The following is a 17,178-nucleotide window of genomic DNA, read 5'->3' as shown; positions in this document are numbered from 1 at the left end:
GCCTGAACGGCACGCTCATCTCGGCCGGGTTCACCGTCGGCGCGATCTTCGGCGGTGTCCTCACCGACCTGCTGAGCTGGCGCTGGGCCTTCTTCCGTACGCTCAGACCAGGTTCACCGAGCGGGCGGAGGTCGCCCCGATCTCCTCGGCGACCTCGGCCAGCACACCGGGCGCCACCGTGTCGTCGACGGTCAGGACGGCCAGCGCCTCGCCGCCCGCCGCCGCGCGGGCGACCTGCATGCCGGCGATGTTGATGCCGGCCTCGCCGAGGATGCGGCCGACGGTGCCGACGACACCCGGACGGTCCTCGTAGCGCAGGACGACCATGTGCTCGGCGAGCGCGAGGTCGACGTCGTACTCGCCCACGGCCACGATCTTCTGCAGGTGCTTGGGGCCGGCCAGCGTGCCGGAGACCGACACCTCCTCGCCGGTGCCCAGGGTGCCGCGCACCGTCACCACGTTGCGGTGGTCGGCCGACTCGGAGCTGGTGGTCAGGCGGACCTCGACGCCGCGCTCCTGCGCGAACAGCGGGGCGTTGACGTACGACACCGTCTCGTCGACGACGTCCTCGAAGATGCCCTTGAGCGCGGACAGCTCCAGCACCTTGACGTCGTGCTGGGTGATCTCGCCGTAGACCTCGACGTCGAGGCGGACCGCGACCTCGCCGGCCAGCGCGGTGAAGATCCGGCCGAGGCGCTCGGCGAGCGGCAGACCGGGCTTGACGTCCTCGGCGATGACACCGCCCTGGACGTTGACCGCGTCCGGCACCAGCTCACCGGCGAGCGCGAGGCGCACCGACCTGGCGACGGCGATACCGGCCTTCTCCTGGGCCTCGTCGGTGGAGGCGCCGAGGTGCGGGGTGCAGACGACCTGGTCCAGCTCGAACAGCGGCGAGTCGGTGCACGGCTCCTTGGCGTACACGTCGAGGCCGGCGCCGGCGACCCGGCCCTCCTTCAGCGCCGCGTACAGCGCCGCCTCGTCGACGATGCCGCCGCGTGCGGCGTTGACGATGCGCACGCTCGGCTTGACCTTGCGCAGCGCCTCGTCGCCGATGAGACCGAGGGTCTCGGGGGTCTTGGGCAGGTGGACGGTGATGAAGTCGGAGACTTCCAGAAGCTCGTCCAGGGAGAGCACCTTGACGCCCATCTGCGCGGCGCGGGCGGGCTGCACATAGGGGTCGTAGGCGACGACCTTCATGCCGAAGGCGGACATGCGCTGCGCGACGAGGGCGCCGATGCGGCCCAGGCCCACGACGCCCAGCGTCTTCTCGGCCAGCTCGACGCCCGTGTACTTGCTGCGCTTCCACTCGCCGTTCTTCAGCGCGGCGTTGGCCTGCGGGATGTTGCGAGCGGAGGCGAGGATCAGACCGCAGGCCAGCTCGGCGGCGGTCACGATGTTGGAGGTCGGGGCGTTGACGACCATCACGCCGGCCTTGGTGGCGGCGGAGACGTCGACGTTGTCGAGGCCGACACCGGCTCGCGCGACGACCTTGAGCTTCTTCGCGGCGGCCACGGCCTCGGCGTCGACCTTGGTGGCGGAACGGATCAGGATCGCGTCGACGTCGGCGACGGCGGGGAGCAGTTCGGCTCGGTCGGCTCCGTTGCAGTGCCGGATCTCGAAGTCCGGGCCGAGTGCGTCGACGGTCGCGGGCGAAAGCTCTTCAGCGATGAGTACGACGGGTTTCGAGCTCACGTGAGTCCTCACAAGTCCAATGCGGACGGCCGTCCCGACGGCCGCTGGCGGTGGAGGGGTGCTAGCCGCGTGGAAGACGCACGACGCTGTGGGCCTGACGCGTTTGTTGTGCAGCAGTCTAGTGGCGCGGTGGCTGTCGGATTACGCCGCTGCGGAAGTATCACCCGGACGAGAAACTACATTTTGTAGCCCTGCCGGCGGTTGTGGAACGGGGGCCGGAGCAGCATGCCCCGGCCCCCTGACACGAGGCTTACGCCTCCTCGTTCACCCAGCTCATCAGCTTGCGCAGCTGCTTGCCGGTGGTCTCCAGCAGGTGCTCGGAGTCCTGCCGCTTGTACTCGTCGTACTTCTTCAGACCGCCGTGGTACTCGTCCATCCAGTTCTTGGCGAAGGAGCCGTCCTGGATCTCGGCGAGGACCTTCTTCATCTCGGCCTTGGTGGCGTCGGTGATGATGCGCGGGCCGGTGACGTAGTCGCCCCACTCGGCGGTCTCGGAGATGGACCAGCGCATCTTCTCCAGGCCGCCCTCGTACATGAGGTCCACGATCAGCTTCAGCTCGTGCAGGCACTCGAAGTAGGCGATCTCCGGCTGGTAGCCGGCCTCGGTCAGGGTCTCGAAGCCCGCCTTGACCAGGGCCGCGGTGCCACCGCAGAGGACGGCCTGCTCACCGAACAGGTCGGTCTCGGTCTCCTCGGTGAAGGTGGTCTTGATGACGCCCGCGCGGGTGCCGCCGATGCCCTTGGCGTACGACAGGGCGAGCGCGAAGGCGTTGCCGGAGGCGTCCTGCTCAACGGCGACGATGCACGGAACGCCGCGGCCCTCCTCGTACTGACGGCGAACCAGGTGGCCCGGGCCCTTCGGGGCGACCATGCAGACGTCCACGCCGGCCGGGGGCTTGATGAAGCCGAAGCGGATGTTGAAGCCGTGGCCGAAGAACAGCGCGTCGCCGTCCTTCAGGTTCGGGGCGATGGACTCCTCGTAGACCTGGGACTGGATCGGGTCCGGGACCAGGATCATGATGACGTCGGCCTCGGCGGCCGCCTCGGCCGGGGTGACCACGCGCAGGCCCTGCTCCTCGGCCTTGGCCTTGGACTTGGAGCCCTCGTGCAGACCGACACGCACGTCGACGCCGGAGTCGCGCAGCGACAGCGCGTGGGCGTGGCCCTGGCTGCCGTAGCCGATGACCGCGACCTTGCGGCCCTGGATGATGGACAGGTCGGCGTCAGCGTCGTAGAACAGCTCGGCCACTTTGGGTTCTCTCCTTGTGTGCGGGTGGTGCGTCCCACCGTATGACGGTGGGCGGGAAGGAAGTTTCGGAATCTCGGCATACGGGCGGACGACGCTCGCCGGCCGCCCGTACTCAGCCTTACGCAGATCGGTCGAGGGCGCGCAGCGAGCGGTCCGTGATCGAGCGGGCGCCGCGGCCGATCGCGATCGTGCCGGACTGGACCAGCTCCTTGATGCCGAACGGCTCCAGCATCTTGAGCATGGCGGACAGCTTCTCGTTGGATCCGGTGGCCTCGATGGTGACGGCCTCCGGGGAGACGTCGACGGTCTTGGCGCGGAACAGCTGGACGATCTCCACGATCTGGGAGCGGGTCTCGTTGTCGGCGCGGACCTTCACCAGGACGAGTTCGCGCTGCACGGCCTGGCCCGGCTCCAGCTCGACGATCTTCAGCACGTTGACGAGCTTGTTCAGCTGCTTGGTGACCTGTTCCAGCGGCAGGTCCTCGACGCCGACCACGATGGTGATGCGGGAGATGTCGGGGTGCTCGGTGACACCGACCGCGAGCGAGTCGATGTTGAAGCCGCGACGGGAGAACAGGGCGGCGATCCGGGCGAGGATGCCCGGCGTGTTCTCCACCAGGACGGAGAGCGTGTGCTTGGACATGGTGTTCTGCTCTTCCTTGCCTGTTGAGGTCAGTCGTCTTCGTTGTCGCCGAAGTCGGGGCGGACGTCCCGGGCGGCCATGATCTCGTCGTTGGAGGTGCCGGCGGCGACCATCGGCCAGACCATCGCGTCCTCGTGGACGACGAAGTCGACGACCACCGGGCGGTCGTTGATGGAGTTCGCCTCCTCGATGACCTTGTCCAGGTCCTCCGGGCGCTCGCAGCGCAGGCCCACGCAGCCCATCGCCTCGGACAGCTTCACGAAGTCCGGCACGCGGGTGCCCCTGGCCTCCGGGTTGACGTCGTCGGGGCCGCTGTGCAGCACGGTGTTGGAGTAACGCTGGTTGTAGAAAAGGGTCTGCCACTGGCGGACCATCCCGAGGGCGCCGTTGTTGATGATCGCGACCTTGATCGGGATGTTGTTCAGGGCGCAGGTGGTCAGCTCCTGATTGGTCATCTGGAAGCAGCCGTCGCCGTCGATCGCCCAGACCGTCTGGCCCGGCCGGCCCGCCTTGGCGCCCATGGCGGCCGGGACCGCGTAGCCCATGGTTCCGGCGCCGCCGGAGTTCAGCCAGGTGGCGGGCTTCTCGTACTGGATGAAGTGCGCGGACCACATCTGGTGCTGGCCGACGCCCGCCGCGAAGATCGTGCCCTCGGGCGCGAGCTGCCCGACGCGCTCGATGACCTGCTGCGGGGACAGGGAGCCGTCCTCGGGCTGGTCGTAGCCGAGCGGGTAGGTCTCGCGCCAGCGGCTCAGGTCGCTCCACCAGGCGGTGTAGTCGCCCTTGTGGCCCTCGCTGTGCTCCTTCTGCACGGCCTGGACCAGGTCGGCGATGACCTCGCGGGCGTCACCGACGATCGGCACGTCGGTGGCGCGGTTCTTGCCGATCTCGGCCGGGTCGATGTCGGCGTGGACGATCTTGGCGTACGGGGCGAAGCTGTCCAGCCTGCCGGTGACGCGGTCGTCGAAGCGGGCTCCGAGGGCGACGATCAGGTCGGCCTTCTGCAGCGCGGTGACGGCGGTGACCGCACCGTGCATGCCCGGCATTCCCACGTGCAGCGGGTGGCTGTCGGGGAATGCGCCAAGCGCCATCAGGGTGGTGGTGACGGGCGCTCCGGTGAGTTCGGCGAGGACCTTCAGCTCGGCGGTGGCCTGCGCCTTGATGACGCCGCCGCCGACGTAGAGGACGGGCCGCCGGGCGGAGGTGATCAGCTTGGCGGCCTCGCGGATCTGCTTGGCGTGCGGCTTGGTCACCGGGCGGTAGCCGGGCAGGTCCATGACGGGCGGCCAGGAGAAGGTGGTCCTCGCCTGGAGGGCGTCCTTGGCGATGTCGACCAGGACCGGGCCCGGGCGGCCGGTGGAGGCGATGTGGAACGCCTGCGCGATGACCCGCGGGATGTCCTCGGCCTTGGTGACGAGGAAGTTGTGCTTGGTGATCGGCATGGTGATGCCGACGATGTCCGCCTCCTGGAAGGCGTCCGTGCCGATCGACTTCGAGGCGACCTGACCGGTGATCGCCACCAGCGGCACCGAGTCCATGTGGGCGTCGGCGATCGGGGTGACCAGGTTGGTCGCGCCGGGGCCGCTCGTCGCCATGCACACACCGACCTTGCCGGTGGCCTGCGCGTAGCCGGTGGCCGCGTGGCCGGCGCCCTGCTCGTGGCGGACCAGGACGTGGCGCACCCGGGTGGAGTCCATCAGCGGGTCGTAGGCCGGCAGGATCGCACCGCCGGGAATGCCGAATACCGTGTCCGCGCCGACCTCCTCGAGGGAGCGAATGAGGGACTGCGCACCCGTGACGTGTTCGACGAGGGTGGACTGTCCTCCGGATCGGGGCCGCGGCTGCGGATGGTGGGCCCCGGTGGCCTGCTCGGTCATCGGCATTCTCTTCTCGATGCTGAGGGTTTTTGCGAGGTTCGTGCGGAGTTCAAGCGCTGCACGAAAGGCACTCGTGCAACAAAAAACCCCTCGTGCCGCAAGGCAAGCGAGGGGAGCGCGCCGGTGAGGTCGCTGGGGATTCCGGATCGTCCTCCGGTGGGTCCCAGCTCAGCCGACGCGCTTTCCAAGTACGAGAATTCGGGTGCGCATGGGACTGACCCTCCCCCCGGCACGCACCACGTGTCAAGTAGGTGGGACGGGCGTCTCAGAATGTGAACGAAGGGCACTGCCGCCTCCGATGACAGCGGACACACCCCCTGTGTACACCCCCGCACCCTTGCCCGCGAAGGCCGGTTCGGCCGGGGCGTGCGGCACCGGATAGTGGCCGGATCCGAGCGCCCGGCGCAGCCGGTACTCGTCCAGCGGCCCGGCGAACGCCATGCCCTGCCCATGGGTGCAGCCCATCGCGCGCAGCGCGACCACCTGCTCGGGCAGATCCACGCCCTCGGCGACGCACTGGAGCCCGAGATCGCCGGCCATCCGCAGCAGACCGCTGGTGATCTTGTGCAGGCGCGCGGACTCCACCACGCCCTCGACCAGGCTGCGGTCGAGCTTGAGGACGTCGACGGGGAGCCGCCGCAGGGCCGTGATCGCCGCGTGGCCGCTGCCGAAGCCGTCCAGCGCGATCCGCACCCCGAGCCGGTTGAGCACGGTCAGCCGCCGCTCCAGCTCGTCCAGGGGAAGCCGTGGATCGGTTTCGGACAACTCGACGACCAGCGCGCCGGGCGGCAGCCCGTGCCGGGTCAGCAGTGCCTCCACCGAGCCCAGCGGCAGCGAGCGGTCCAGCATCCGCTGGGCGCTCATCCGGACCGCCACCGGTACGACCAGCCCGGTCGCCGCCCGGTCGGCGGCCTGCTCCACGGCCTCCTGCAGGATCCAGCGGTCCAGTTCGGCGGTCTTGTCGTTGTCCTCGGCCATGCGCAGGAACTCGGCCGGGGTGAACAGCACCCCCTGGGAGGAGCGCCAGCGCGCCTGCGCGGAGACCGCCGTGATCCGGCCGTTCTCCAGGCACACCACCGGCTGGTGCAGCAGGGCGAACTCGCCGTCGTGCAGCGCGGCGCGCAGCCGGGTGGCCAGCTCCGCCTTGCGGACGACGTCCTGCTGCATCTGCGGCTTGTACAGCTCGACCCGGCCCTTGCCCGCCGATTTCGCGCGGTACATCGCGAGGTCGGCGTTGCGCAGCAACTCCCCCGCGCCCAGGCCGGGTTCGGCGAAGGCGACGCCGATGGAGGCGTTGACCCGGACATCGTTGCCGTCGATGGAGTAGGGCTGGGAGAGGGTCGTCCTGAGGCGGTCGGCGAGCTCCAGGATGTTCCGCTCCCGGGCGGTACGGTCCCGGGTGCCGTCCCCGACGATCAGGGCCGCGAACTCGTCGCCGCCGAGCCGGGAGGCGGTGTCGCCCTGCCGGACCGCGTCCTGGAGTCTGCGGGCGGCCTGGACGAGGAGTTCGTCCCCGGCCTGGTGCCCGATCGTGTCGTTGACGGCCTTGAAGCCGTCCAGGTCGATGAAGAGCACGGCCGTGCCGCGCAGGGCGGCCCCCCGGTCGGTGGACCGGCGGCCGGACAGGGCCTGCTGGACGCGCTTGGTGAACAGCGCGCGGTTGGGCAGGTCGGTCAGCGGGTCGTGCTCGGCGTTGTGCTGCAGCTGTGCCTGCAGCCGCACCCTCTCGGTGACGTCGCGGCTGTTGAAGATCAGGCCGCCGTGGTGGCGGTTGACGGTGGACTCGACGTTGAGCCAGCCGCCGCCCCCTGAGCGGAACCGGCACTCGATGCGGGTCGTGGGCTCCGCCAGCGGGCTGGCGGCGAGGAAGCGGCGCACCTCGTGCACCACGCAGCCCAGGTCCTCCGGGTGGATGAGCGCGGCCAGCTCGGTGCCCACCAGTTCCTCGGCGGGCCGGCCGTAGACCCCGGCGGCGGCCGGGGAGACGTACCGCAGGATGCCGTTGGGCGCGGCGATCATGATGACGTCGCTGGAGCCCTGCACCAGGGAGCGGAAGTGGTTCTCCTTCTGCGCCAGCTCCTGGGTGAGGGTGATGTTGTCCAGCAGCATGATGCCCTGGCGGATGACGAGCGCGAGCACGACGGCGCCCGCGGTGATCAGCACCACGTGGTCGGGTCTGCGGCCGTTGAGGACGTTGTACAGGATGCCCAGGGTGCAGACGGCCGCGGCGAGGTACGGGGTGAGCGCGGCGAGGGAGCCGGTGATCGGCCGTCCGGCGGGGTACCGGGTGTGATCGGCTCCCGGGGCCGGTACGGGCGGCATGTGGTGGTGGCCCGTGCCCCGCTGTCCGGGCAGGTGCTCGTGGACCACGCGGGTGTGCCCCTCCGCCGCCCGCCCCTCCGGCCTCCCGTGCCGGGGAGTGGCCCAGGGGGCGTAGGCGAGCAGCAGCGAGCCGGCGAACCAGCCCGCGTCCAGCAGTTGACCGGAGCGGTAGCTGCTGTGCAGCAGCGGCGAGGTGAACAGGGCGTCGCACATCACGGTCAGGGCGAGCGCGCCGATCGCGGTGTTCACCGCCGTGCGGTTGCCCGGGGCGCGGCGGAAGTGCAGCGCGAGCACCATGCTGACGAGCGCGATGTCGAGCAGGGGGTACGCCAGCGACAGCGCGGTGTGCGCCACGCTGGGGCCGTCGAACCGGGCCGCCTGGGCAAGCGCGAGACTCCATGAGAGGGTGAGCAACGAACCGCCGATCAGCCAGGCGTCCAGCGCGAGGCAGATCCAGCCCGCCTTGGTCACCGGCCGCTTGGCGAGCACCAGCAGGCCCACGATGGCGGGCGGCGCGAAGCAGAGGAAGAACAGGTCGGCGTAGCTGGGGCTGGGAACGGGCCGTCCCAGGACGACCTCGTACCACCCCCAGACCGCGTTGCCCAGGGCCGCCATCGCCGAGGAGAGGGCGAACAGCATCCAGGCCGAGCGGAAGCGCACGCGCGGGCTGCGGGCGTACAGGAAGCAGGAGACGGCGGCGGTGCCCGCCGCGGCGCTGAGCCCGAAGTCGCCCATGACCAGCGCGACTTCCTCGTTGCCCCAGTCGAACGTGGCGCCGAGGGCGTAGGCCGCGCAGACCAGCGCGAGGACCAGCTGCTCCGAGGTGCGTGCGCGCTCCCCGGTGACCGGCCTGCGCGGTGGCGGCGCCTCCTGCGGGTGCGGTGCGCGCACCGCTCCGTCGAGCGCGGTCGTCACAGCGGGGGACGCGCTCACCGGGGCCTCCCGCTCCGCGCCGCTCCCGCATCGCGACCCCGGCGTGCTGGGTGCGCATGCCTCCTGCGGCCGCTGTGCCGGCGCTGGTGGTGACAGTGGTGGCTCGAGTGGTGGCCGCGTCTGCGCGCGGCCGTCCGCCAGGGCCGCCGTCGGCGGCTCCGCCGCGTCGGATCGTTCGTCCATAGGCCGTGCATCGCCCGTCGCCCCCCTCACAGATCTGAATGTCCATCCCCGGCGCCGAACGGTCGGCGGCGCAGCCCCTGTCGGGGACGATACACCAGTATCGTCACTCAGGGACATAGCTTCTCTACGCTCCGTGACGATCAGCGGGGGTGCGGCCACGGCCCGCATCCGGAGGGTTGCGGAGGGTGCCGGAGGCGGGCCGCAGCCTGCTGCCCTACACGTCAGCGCCCGTCGTGAGGACCACGTTCCGCAGGGGCTCGTGGTTCACGTACCGGGTCAACTGGTCGACGAGCAGCCGCTTGGCGCGGGGCAGGAAGGCCGAGGACGGACCGCCCACGTGCGGGCTGATCAGTACGCCGGGCGCCTGCCACAAGGGGTGTCCCGGCGGCAGCGGCTCGGGGTCCGTGACGTCCAGGGCGGCGGTGATCCGCCCCCTGTCCAGCTCCGCGACCAGCGCCTTCGTGTCCACGACCGGCCCGCGCGCGACATTCACGAGCAGCGCCCCGTCCTTCATCCGGGCCAGGAACTCGGCGTCGACGAGGCCTCGCGTGCCCTCCGAGAGCGGGATGGAGAGGATCACGACATCCGCGTCCGGAAGCAGTGAGAGCACATCGGCGATCGGGTGCACAAGACCGCGCGCCGTGGTGCGCCTGGAGCGCGCGATGCGCGCCACCCGCGCTACCTCGAAGGGCGTGAGCCGGTCCTCGATGGCGGCTCCGATGGCGCCGTAACCGACGATGAGGACGTTCTTGTCGGCGAGGGCGGGGTGGAACGCGCTCTCCCAGCGCTCCTCCTGCTGGGCCCGGACGAAGCCGGGGATGCCGCGCAGCGCGGCGAGGGTCAGGGCGAGCGCGAGCTCGGCGGTGCTCGCCTCGTGCACCCCGCGCGCGTTGCACAGTTGCACGCCCGGCACGATCGAGGACAGCCGTGCGGTCATGTCGTCGACGCCCGCGGTGAGCGTCTGGATGACGCGCACGTTCGTCAGCCGCTCCAGCGGGCGCACCCTGACCGGGTACGGCTTCATGTACGGCACCACGTACACGGCGCACCGCGCGGGGTCGCCCGGAAACTCCTGTTCGCCGTCCTCGCCGCCGTCCCAGAACAGGTACCGCGGCCCCTCGGGGAGACCCTCGATCTCCGCCGGCGGAATGGGAAGCCACACATCAGCAGTCATGGTCAGGAGGCTATGTCAGGTACGTGGGGGTGCAGAGGTTAGGTTGGGGGCCGGGCAGAGGGAGGTTCACGAGCAGGTGGAGCGCAGGACGATCGGCGCGGGGGCACTCGCGGTGGGGGCCGTCGGACTCGGGTGCATGCCGATGAGCTGGGCGTACAGCGGGTCGCAGCAGCGCGGGGACGAGTCGGTGAGATGCGTGCACCGGGCACTGGACCTGGGCTCGACCCTGCTGGACACCGCGGACATGTACGGACCGTTCACCAACGAGCTGCTGCTGGGCCGGGTGCTCAAGGAGCGGCGCGGGGACGCCTTCGTGTCCACGAAGGCGGGGCTGCTGGTGGGCGAGCAGCACATCGTGGCCAACGGCCGCCCGGGCTATGTGAAACGGGCCTGCGACGCCTCGCTGCGCCGGCTTCAGACGGACGTGATCGACCTCTACCAGCTGCACCGCGCCGACCCGGAGGTGCCCGTCGAGGAGACCTGGGGCGCCATGGCCGAGCTGGTGCGGGCCGGGAAGGTGCGGGCGCTCGGCCTGTGCACGATGGGGGCGCGCGGCGGCCGCCGCTCGGCGCCGGTCTGTACGACGCCACACTGCGCCAGTTGCAGCGGGTGCAGCAGGTGTTCCCGGTGGCCGCGGTGCAGGCGGAGCTGTCGGTGTGGTCGCCGGAGGCGCTGCGGGCGCTGCTGTCGTGGTGCGAGGCACGGGGCGTGGGCTTCCTCGCGGGGATGCCGCTGGGCAACGGCTTCCTGACCGGCACGCTGACCCCGGGCCAGGGCTTCGAACCGGACGACGTGCGCGCCCGGCATCCCCGGTTCACCGCCGAGATGATGGCGGCCAACCAGCCGATCGTCGCCGGTCTGCGCCGGATCGCCCGGCGGCACGGCGCGGACGTCACCCCGGCACAGGTGGCCCTGGCCTGGGTGCTGGCCCAGGGCCGCCATGTGATCGCCCTGCCGGGCGCCAAGCAGGAGCGCTGGGCCGCGCAGAACGCGGTGGCGGCCGGACTGCGGCTGTCCGCGGCGGATCTGGCGGAGGTGTCCCGCCTGCCGGCGGCCCAGGGGTCGTGGGACTGAAGGGGCCGTTCCCGCGGCCGGTCGCCGTGGATCGGGCACCTGGGCGGGGCAGGCGGTGTATGAGAGGGAGAGAACTGCCGCTGGTTCACCGCCTCGAAGGGACCATGATCGTGCGACGTCGAGCTGTGACGGCCGTGTTGGCGGCCGCTCTCCTGCTGACGGCCGGCTGCTCGTCCGGCGGGGGCGGTTTCCCGGGTGGCGGCTCCGGTGCGTCCGCCCCGGGCGCCGCCCCGTCCGGCCGGGCCACCGAGCCGGCCGCGCCCGCCAAGGGCTCGGTGCGGGTGCTGCGCACGGTGGCCGAGGGCCTGAGGACACCGTGGGGGCTGGCCGCGCTGCCCGGCGGCGGGCTGCTGGTCTCCTCCCGCGACGACGGGACGATCACCCGGATCGACACCGGGACGGGCCGCAGGACGGTGCTGGGCAGGGTCTCCGGGGTCTCCCCGGCGGGCGAGGGCGGTCTGCTGGGCATCGCGCTGTCCCCGGACTACGCCTCGGACCACATGGTCTACGCCTACTTCACCTCGACCTCGGACAACCGCATCGTGCGCATGCGGTACGACGAGCACAAGCCCGCCGGTGAGCAACTGGGCGCCCCGGACACCGTGTTCAAGGGCATCCCCAAGGGGCCCATCCACAACGGCGGCCGGATCGCGTTCGGCCCGGACGGGATGCTGTACGCGGGCACGGGCGAGAGCGGCCGGCGGGGGCTCTCGCAGGACAGGAAGTCCCTGGGCGGCAAGATCCTGCGCATGACCCCGGAGGGCGACCCGGCTCCGGGCGACCCGTTCCCCGGTTCGCCGGTGTACTCGTACGGCCACCGCAATGTGCAGGGGCTGGCCTGGGACGACCGGCAGCGGCTGTTCGCCTCGGAGTTCGGCCAGGACACCTGGGACGAGCTGAACGCCGTCAAGCCCGGCGGCAACTACGGCTGGCCGGACGCCGAGGGCAGGTCGTCCGACCCCCGCTTCCAGAACCCGCTGGCCCAGTGGCACACCGACGAGGCCTCGCCCAGCGGCATCGCCTATGTGAACGGCGTGATCTGGATGGCGGCCCTGAAGGGACGGCGTCTGTGGCGCATCCCGCTGCGCGGCACCGAGGCGGCGGCGGCGCCGCAGGCCTTCCTCACCGGCGCCTACGGCCGGCTGCGCACCGTGGTCCCGGCGGGCGGCGGCAGGGTGTGGCTGGTCACGAGCAACACGGACGGCCGCGGCACACCCAGGAAGGGCGACGACCGGATCCTGGAGCTCCAGGTGAGGTAGCCGCCCTCACGCCTCGTCCGGCTCCGCGGCGGACGCCGGCGGGGCGGGCAGCCGTATGACCGCCTTGCCCGAGGCGAGGTCTATGGGTCCGTGACCGGGATCGCTGTCCCCGACGTCCTCACGGGTCAGTTCCAGGCGGTTCTGCTCCTCCCTCGTGTGTTTGCGGCGGGGCGCGAACAGGTCGTCGAAGGCGTCGAACACGGGTCTCCCCCCTGCCGGTTCCCCCCAGCGTAGGTCTCAGCCCGTGGTGGTGGCGGTGAGCGTCTCGGCCGGGAACAGCCCGAGCCGGTGGGCGACCGCCGCCGCCTCGCCGCGGCCCGAGACGCCGAGCTTGCTCAGGATGTTGGAGACGTGGACGCTCGCGGTCTTCGGGGAGATGAACAGCTCCTCGGCTATCTGGCGGTTGGTACGGCCGGCCGAGACCAGGCGCAGGACGTCCCGCTCCCGGCTGGTGAGGCCGAGCGCCGCGACCGGGTCGGCGGGGGCGAGGGCCTGCCGGGAGTCGCCGGTCAGGGCGAGGCGGGCGCGCTGGGCGAGCCGGGCGACGGCGTCGGCGAGCGGGCGGGCGTCGAGGTGGGCGGCGACCGCCGCGGCCAGCCGGAGCAGCTCCAGCGCGCGGTCGCGCTCGTCGCCGCCGCCGTCGGTCAGCAGTGCCCCGGCGAGGCGGTGGCGGACTCGGGCGAGGTCGTAGGGGCGGTCCAGGCACTCGAAGGCGGCGACCACGGGTGACCAGGTGTCGGCGGTGTCCCCGCCGTGCGCCCGCAGCAGTTCGGCGCGGGTCCAGTGGTCGTAGGCCTGCCAGAGGGGCGCGCCGGTGGCGAGCTTCCGCGCGCTCTCCGTGAGCCGGTCGAGTATCTCGGCGCGGCCGGGCTCGGCGGCGGGCAGGACGCGGGCGTCGGCCTCGGCGGTGGCGGCGGCCAGCAGCAGCGGCCAGCCGTAGCGGTGGGTACCGGGCGGGAAGCCGGCGTCCAGGGCCTGGAGCAGTTCGGCGCGGGCGTCGGCGACACGGCCCTCGCCCGCGGCGATCCCGATGGCGATGCGGGCCAGCGGCAGGGACTGCTGGGGCATGGGGTCGTGGCTGCCGTAGTGCGACCGGGCGGCGGCGAGCTGCCGGCCGGCCTCGGCGAAGTCGCCGCGGGCCAGGGCGAGATGGGACAGCCGCAGGGCGCCCGCGCCCCGGGGCTTGGCGCTGTGGCCGACCCCGGTGGCGTGTGTGGCGGCCTCGGCGGCCTCCTGCCACTGGCCGAGCGAGTACAGCGCGTCGGACAGGTTGCACCACGCCCAGGCCGCGGAGTCCAGCAGCCCGTGTCTGCGGGAGAAGGCGATGCCCTCGCGCAGGACGGTGACGGCTTCCCGGTCGCGGCCGACGGACAGCATCTCGGACGGCAGGTTCACATAGGCGCGGCCCGCGACCTGGCGCATGCCCTCCGCGAGGGTGTCCTCGAGGACCTGCCGCATCTCGGCGAGTCCGGTCCCGGGGTCGCCGGCGTCCACCATGAGGCCGCCGAGGGTGAGGCGGGCGTGCAGCTCGATCTCGCGGGCGCCGACCATTCGCGCGTACTCCACGGCACGCTCGGCGGCGGCGAAGGCCTCGGGCCCGGGGCGGTGCAGCATGGACCAGTTGGCGGCCAGGGCCAGCACCTCGGCGTGCACCTCGGACGGGGGCAGGCCGCGCACCAGGTCCTGGGCGGTGGCCAGTTCCCGCCAGCCGTCGCCGCGGGCCTGGGCCTGCACCAGCCGGGAGCGCTGCACCCAGAACCAGGCGGCGCGCAGGGGGTCCGGCTCGTCCTCCAGGAGGCGCAGGGCCCGCTTGGTGATCTTCAGGGCGCGTTCGCGTTCGCCGCCGAAGCGGCCGGCGACCGCGGCCTCGGCCATCAGGTCGAGGTAGCGCAGCGGGGCGATGGCCGGGTCGCAGCCGCACGGGGGGTAGACCTCGGTGTAGTCCACCGGGCGCAGGGCGGAGCGCACCTCCTGCGGGGCGCTGTCCCACAGCTCCATCGCCCGCTCCAGGAGGCCCAGTTGCTCGGTGTAGGCGTGCCGGCGGCGGGCCACGACCGAGGCGTCCAGGACGGCGGGCAGGGCCTTGGCCGCGTCGTTCGCGTGGTACCAGTAGCTGCCCAGGCGCATCACGCGCGCGTCGGCCGGGACGAGCGCGGGGTCGGTCTCCAGGGCCTGTGCGTAGCGGCGGTTGAGGCGGGAGCGTTCGCCGGGCAGCAGGTCGTCGGCGACGGCCTCGCGGACCAGGGAGTGGCGGAAGCGGTACCCGTCGCCGGCCGGGGTGACGGTGAGGATGTTGGCGCCGACGGCGGCCCGCAGCGCCTCGATGAGGTCGTCCTCCGGAAGCCCGGCGACGGCCGCGATCAGCCCGTACTCCACGGTGGAGCCGCCCTCGGCGACGATCCGGGCGACCCGCTGGGCGGATTCGGGCAGGGTCTCGACCCGGACCAGGAGCAGGTCGCGCAGGGAGTCGGTGAGGCCGGTGCAGCAGCCCTCGCAGGAGGCGACGGCGAGTTCCTCGACGAAGAAGGCGTTGCCGTCGGAGCGTTCGAAGATGTCGTCGACCTGGGCGGGGTCGGGTTCCGCGGCCAGGATGCCGGCGATCTGGCGGCCGACCTCCTCGCGGGTGAAGCGGGCGAGTTCGATACGGCGGACGGTGCGCAGCCGGTCGAGTTCGGCGAGCAGGGGGCGCAGCGGGTGGCGGCGGTGGATGTCGTCGGAGCGGTAGGTGGCGAGGACGAGGAGCCGGCCGGAGCGCAGGGTGCGGAAGAGATAGGCGAGGAGGTGCCGGGTGGAGGCGTCGGCCCAGTGCAGGTCCTCCAGGACGAGCACGACGGTGTGTTCGGCGGCGACCCGCTCCAGCAGCCGGGCGGTGAGTTCGAACAGGCGGGCCATGCCCTGTTCGTCGTGGCGGCCCGTGCTGGTCTCCCCCAGCTCGGGCAGCAGCCGGGCCAGTTCCTCCTCCTGGCCGGTGGCCGCGGCGGCGAACTCCTCGGGCCGGGCGTCGCGCAGGGCGCGCAGTGCGGCGGAGAACGGGGCGAACGGCAGACCGTCGGCGCCGATCTCCACACAGCCGCCGACCGCGACGACCGCGTGCCGGCGCGCGGCGGCCGCGGTGAACTCCTCGACGAGGCGGGTCTTGCCGACGCCTGCCTCGCCGCCGAGCAGCAGCGCCTGCGGCTCGCCCCCGGTGCCGCACGCCGGGGAGGTTTCTCCGGCGGCACGGGCGAGCGCGTCGTTCAGGGTGGCCAACTCGTCGGCACGGCCGACGAACACGGGACTGACGGACCTGTTCTCCACGGGTGCGAGCATCGCACGAGCTGCGGACGGCAGGGCAGAGGTTTTCCCCAGCTCCTGTGCGATCGTCGTACCGGCGACCGCGAGGGTTGTACCGGCGGGCGGAAGGGTCGTACGACTCCGCCGGTAAGTCGTACGACCCTGGGCGGGGAGGCGGCCGGCCCCCGTACAGCCGTCCTCCCTCCCGTCCGCGGTGGTCACGCGGTGCGGGGCTGCCGGTGCCGGCGGGGGCTGCCGGTATGCGGCTCGGCGGCTGTGCCGCCGTGGCCGGCCCGCTCCGCGCGGCGGGCGGCGCGGCGGGCCCGGACGGCCTCGCGGGCCAGGCGCTGCTCGTCGGCCTCGAGGATCAGCTGGGCGGCGCGCATCCGGTGGTACTCGATCTCGATCATGGTGTGTCCTTCGAGGAGAGGCGGTGTGTCGCTTCGCTTTCTGCGATGCCTCCACCTTCGTCTCCCAGGGGGGTGCGCCACATCGGGAGAGTTCCGCATCTTCGGGCGGCCGGCGGGCCGCGCGCACGGATAAGGGGCCTCAGGGAGTCCGTAAGGCGGTCACGGATTCCCTAAGGCCCCTGGGAGCTGCGGGTTCTCAGCGGGTGGAGGGCAGGGCGAGCAGCGCGTCGGAGTACTTCAGGACGGCCAGCAGCAGGCCGATGACGCCGAGCGAGACACCCGCCCAGGCGACCGACCTGACCCAGGACGCCTGCGGCCGGCCGGGGGCGCCGAACGCGGGCCGGGCGAGCACGACCACGCCGGTGAGCAGCCCGGCCAGCGCGAACAGGCCCGCCCACAGCGCGGTGGTGTGCCAGGAGTCGCCGTAGACCGCCCTGATCTGCGTGGTGACGCTCGCCGTGGAGGAGGTCCGCAGCTGTCCGATGAGCTGCTGGCGGGCGCCGGCGACGGTGCCGATCCAGCCCCCGCTGAGCGAGACCAGGCCGAGCACGGCGGAGACGACGGCGCCCGCGCCCAGGCCGACCCCGGAGGGTTCCTTGGCGCCGGTGGCCCCGTCCTCCGCCTCGGCGGTCTCCTCGTCCCCGGTCCCGGCCTCGGCCGCGTCCTCGGCTGCCGTGGGTCCGGCGGCCTCCGCCCGGGGTGCCTCCTTCTCGGCGGTGCCGGCGCCCGCCGTGCTCTCGTCGTCGGTGTGCGCCTCGGTACCGGCCGCGGCGCCTTCCTCTGTCTTCGTTGCCATGCTGGGCACCGTACGGACGCTCTCTGAGAGGCTTCTTAATGATCGTCAGTGGGCGGCACGCGCGCGTGCCGCGCGCCACTCGGGGGCGAGCACCGACCAGATCTCGGTGCTGGTCCGCTCGCCCCGGTGCGGGTAGTTCTCGCGGAGCGCGCCCTCGCGGGTCATGCCGAGCCGCCGGGCCACCTTGATGCTGGGCTCGTTGGCCGAGGACACATGCCACTCCACCCGGTGCATGCCGCGCTCCTGGAAGGCCCACGCGAGCAGCACCCGCATGCCCCGGTCGACCAGCCCGC

The 17,178-nt window shown here is 72.2% G+C and carries 12 protein-coding genes and 1 pseudogene; 2 read left to right on the top strand and 11 right to left on the bottom strand.

Annotated features, from left to right (window positions below):
• Positions 1 to 102: 102 nt before the first annotated feature.
• From serA to ACWEN3_RS22560, 6 genes are all read right to left on the bottom strand, one after another.
• Entirely contained in the window at positions 103 to 1,692 is a 1,590-nt protein-coding gene (gene serA, locus ACWEN3_RS22585; protein WP_452973842.1) for a phosphoglycerate dehydrogenase, read from the bottom strand.
• A gap of 250 nt (positions 1,693 to 1,942) precedes the next feature.
• Complete coding sequence (gene ilvC, locus ACWEN3_RS22580) at positions 1,943 to 2,941, bottom strand: ketol-acid reductoisomerase (protein WP_452973839.1); 999 nt, start codon at positions 2,939 to 2,941, stop codon at positions 1,943 to 1,945.
• Positions 2,942 to 3,059: 118 nt separating this feature from the next.
• The gene (ilvN, locus tag ACWEN3_RS22575) at positions 3,060 to 3,584 is read right to left on the bottom strand and encodes an acetolactate synthase small subunit (RefSeq protein ID WP_359061309.1); all 525 of its coding nucleotides are present in this window, start codon (positions 3,582 to 3,584) and stop codon (positions 3,060 to 3,062) included.
• 29 nt (positions 3,585 to 3,613) lie between these two features.
• Entirely contained in the window at positions 3,614 to 5,461 is a 1,848-nt protein-coding gene (locus ACWEN3_RS22570; RefSeq protein ID WP_452973836.1) for an acetolactate synthase large subunit, read from the bottom strand.
• 243 nt (positions 5,462 to 5,704) lie between these two features.
• Complete coding sequence (locus tag ACWEN3_RS22565; protein WP_452973833.1) at positions 5,705 to 8,716, bottom strand: putative bifunctional diguanylate cyclase/phosphodiesterase; 3,012 nt, start codon at positions 8,714 to 8,716, stop codon at positions 5,705 to 5,707.
• Positions 8,717 to 9,113: 397 nt separating this feature from the next.
• The gene (locus tag ACWEN3_RS22560; protein WP_452973830.1) at positions 9,114 to 10,073 is read right to left on the bottom strand and encodes a 2-hydroxyacid dehydrogenase; all 960 of its coding nucleotides are present in this window, start codon (positions 10,071 to 10,073) and stop codon (positions 9,114 to 9,116) included.
• Positions 10,074 to 10,149: 76 nt separating this feature from the next.
• Between ACWEN3_RS22560 and ACWEN3_RS22555 the strand changes: the two are divergent.
• Both ACWEN3_RS22555 and ACWEN3_RS22550 read left to right on the top strand, forming a co-directional pair.
• A pseudogene (locus tag ACWEN3_RS22555) lies at positions 10,150 to 11,147 on the top strand (aldo/keto reductase).
• Positions 11,148 to 11,251: 104 nt separating this feature from the next.
• Positions 11,252 to 12,406, top strand: coding sequence for a PQQ-dependent sugar dehydrogenase (locus tag ACWEN3_RS22550; protein ID WP_452973828.1), 1,155 nt, complete (start codon positions 11,252 to 11,254; stop codon positions 12,404 to 12,406).
• A 6-nt stretch (positions 12,407 to 12,412) separates the two neighbouring features.
• On the opposite strand, the gene ACWEN3_RS22545 is transcribed toward ACWEN3_RS22550, so the two are convergent.
• From ACWEN3_RS22545 to ACWEN3_RS22525, 5 genes are all read right to left on the bottom strand, one after another.
• Positions 12,413 to 12,607 (bottom strand): DUF6191 domain-containing protein, encoded by a 195-nt coding sequence (locus tag ACWEN3_RS22545; RefSeq protein ID WP_452973825.1) that lies wholly within the window; start codon positions 12,605 to 12,607, stop codon positions 12,413 to 12,415.
• A 36-nt stretch (positions 12,608 to 12,643) separates the two neighbouring features.
• Entirely contained in the window at positions 12,644 to 15,715 is a 3,072-nt protein-coding gene (locus ACWEN3_RS22540; protein WP_452973822.1) for a helix-turn-helix transcriptional regulator, read from the bottom strand.
• Positions 15,716 to 15,897: 182 nt separating this feature from the next.
• Entirely contained in the window at positions 15,898 to 16,089 is a 192-nt protein-coding gene (locus tag ACWEN3_RS22535) for a hypothetical protein (RefSeq protein WP_452973819.1), read from the bottom strand.
• Between the two features lie 196 nt (positions 16,090 to 16,285).
• Entirely contained in the window at positions 16,286 to 16,885 is a 600-nt protein-coding gene (locus ACWEN3_RS22530; protein ID WP_452973816.1) for a hypothetical protein, read from the bottom strand.
• A gap of 45 nt (positions 16,886 to 16,930) precedes the next feature.
• Positions 16,931 to 17,178 (bottom strand): GNAT family N-acetyltransferase (locus ACWEN3_RS22525; RefSeq protein WP_452973813.1); only part of this gene is annotated, 248 nt, incomplete at its 5' end.

The sequence above is a fragment of the Streptomyces sp. NPDC004561 genome (assembly GCF_053602155.1).
Note: the sequence above shows the minus strand (reverse complement) of the source record. Positions and strands in the feature narration are given on the sequence as shown.

Bases quoted from the DNA above. Each gene is read 5' to 3' on its own strand.
- ACWEN3_RS22530 (WP_452973816.1), bottom strand. From the start codon at position 16,885: ATGGCAACGAAGACAGAGGAAGGCGCCGCGGCCGGTACCGAGGCGCAC.
- ACWEN3_RS22570 (WP_452973836.1), bottom strand. From the start codon at position 5,461: ATGACCGAGCAGGCCACCGGGGCCCACCATCCGCAGCCGCGGCCCCGA.
- ACWEN3_RS22540 (WP_452973822.1), bottom strand. From the start codon at position 15,715: ATGCTCGCACCCGTGGAGAACAGGTCCGTCAGTCCCGTGTTCGTCGGC.
- ACWEN3_RS22535 (WP_452973819.1), bottom strand. From the start codon at position 16,089: ATGATCGAGATCGAGTACCACCGGATGCGCGCCGCCCAGCTGATCCTC.
- ilvN (WP_359061309.1), bottom strand. From the start codon at position 3,584: ATGTCCAAGCACACGCTCTCCGTCCTGGTGGAGAACACGCCGGGCATC.
- ACWEN3_RS22560 (WP_452973830.1), bottom strand. From the start codon at position 10,073: ATGACTGCTGATGTGTGGCTTCCCATTCCGCCGGCGGAGATCGAGGGT.
- ACWEN3_RS22550 (WP_452973828.1), top strand. From the start codon at position 11,252: ATGATCGTGCGACGTCGAGCTGTGACGGCCGTGTTGGCGGCCGCTCTC.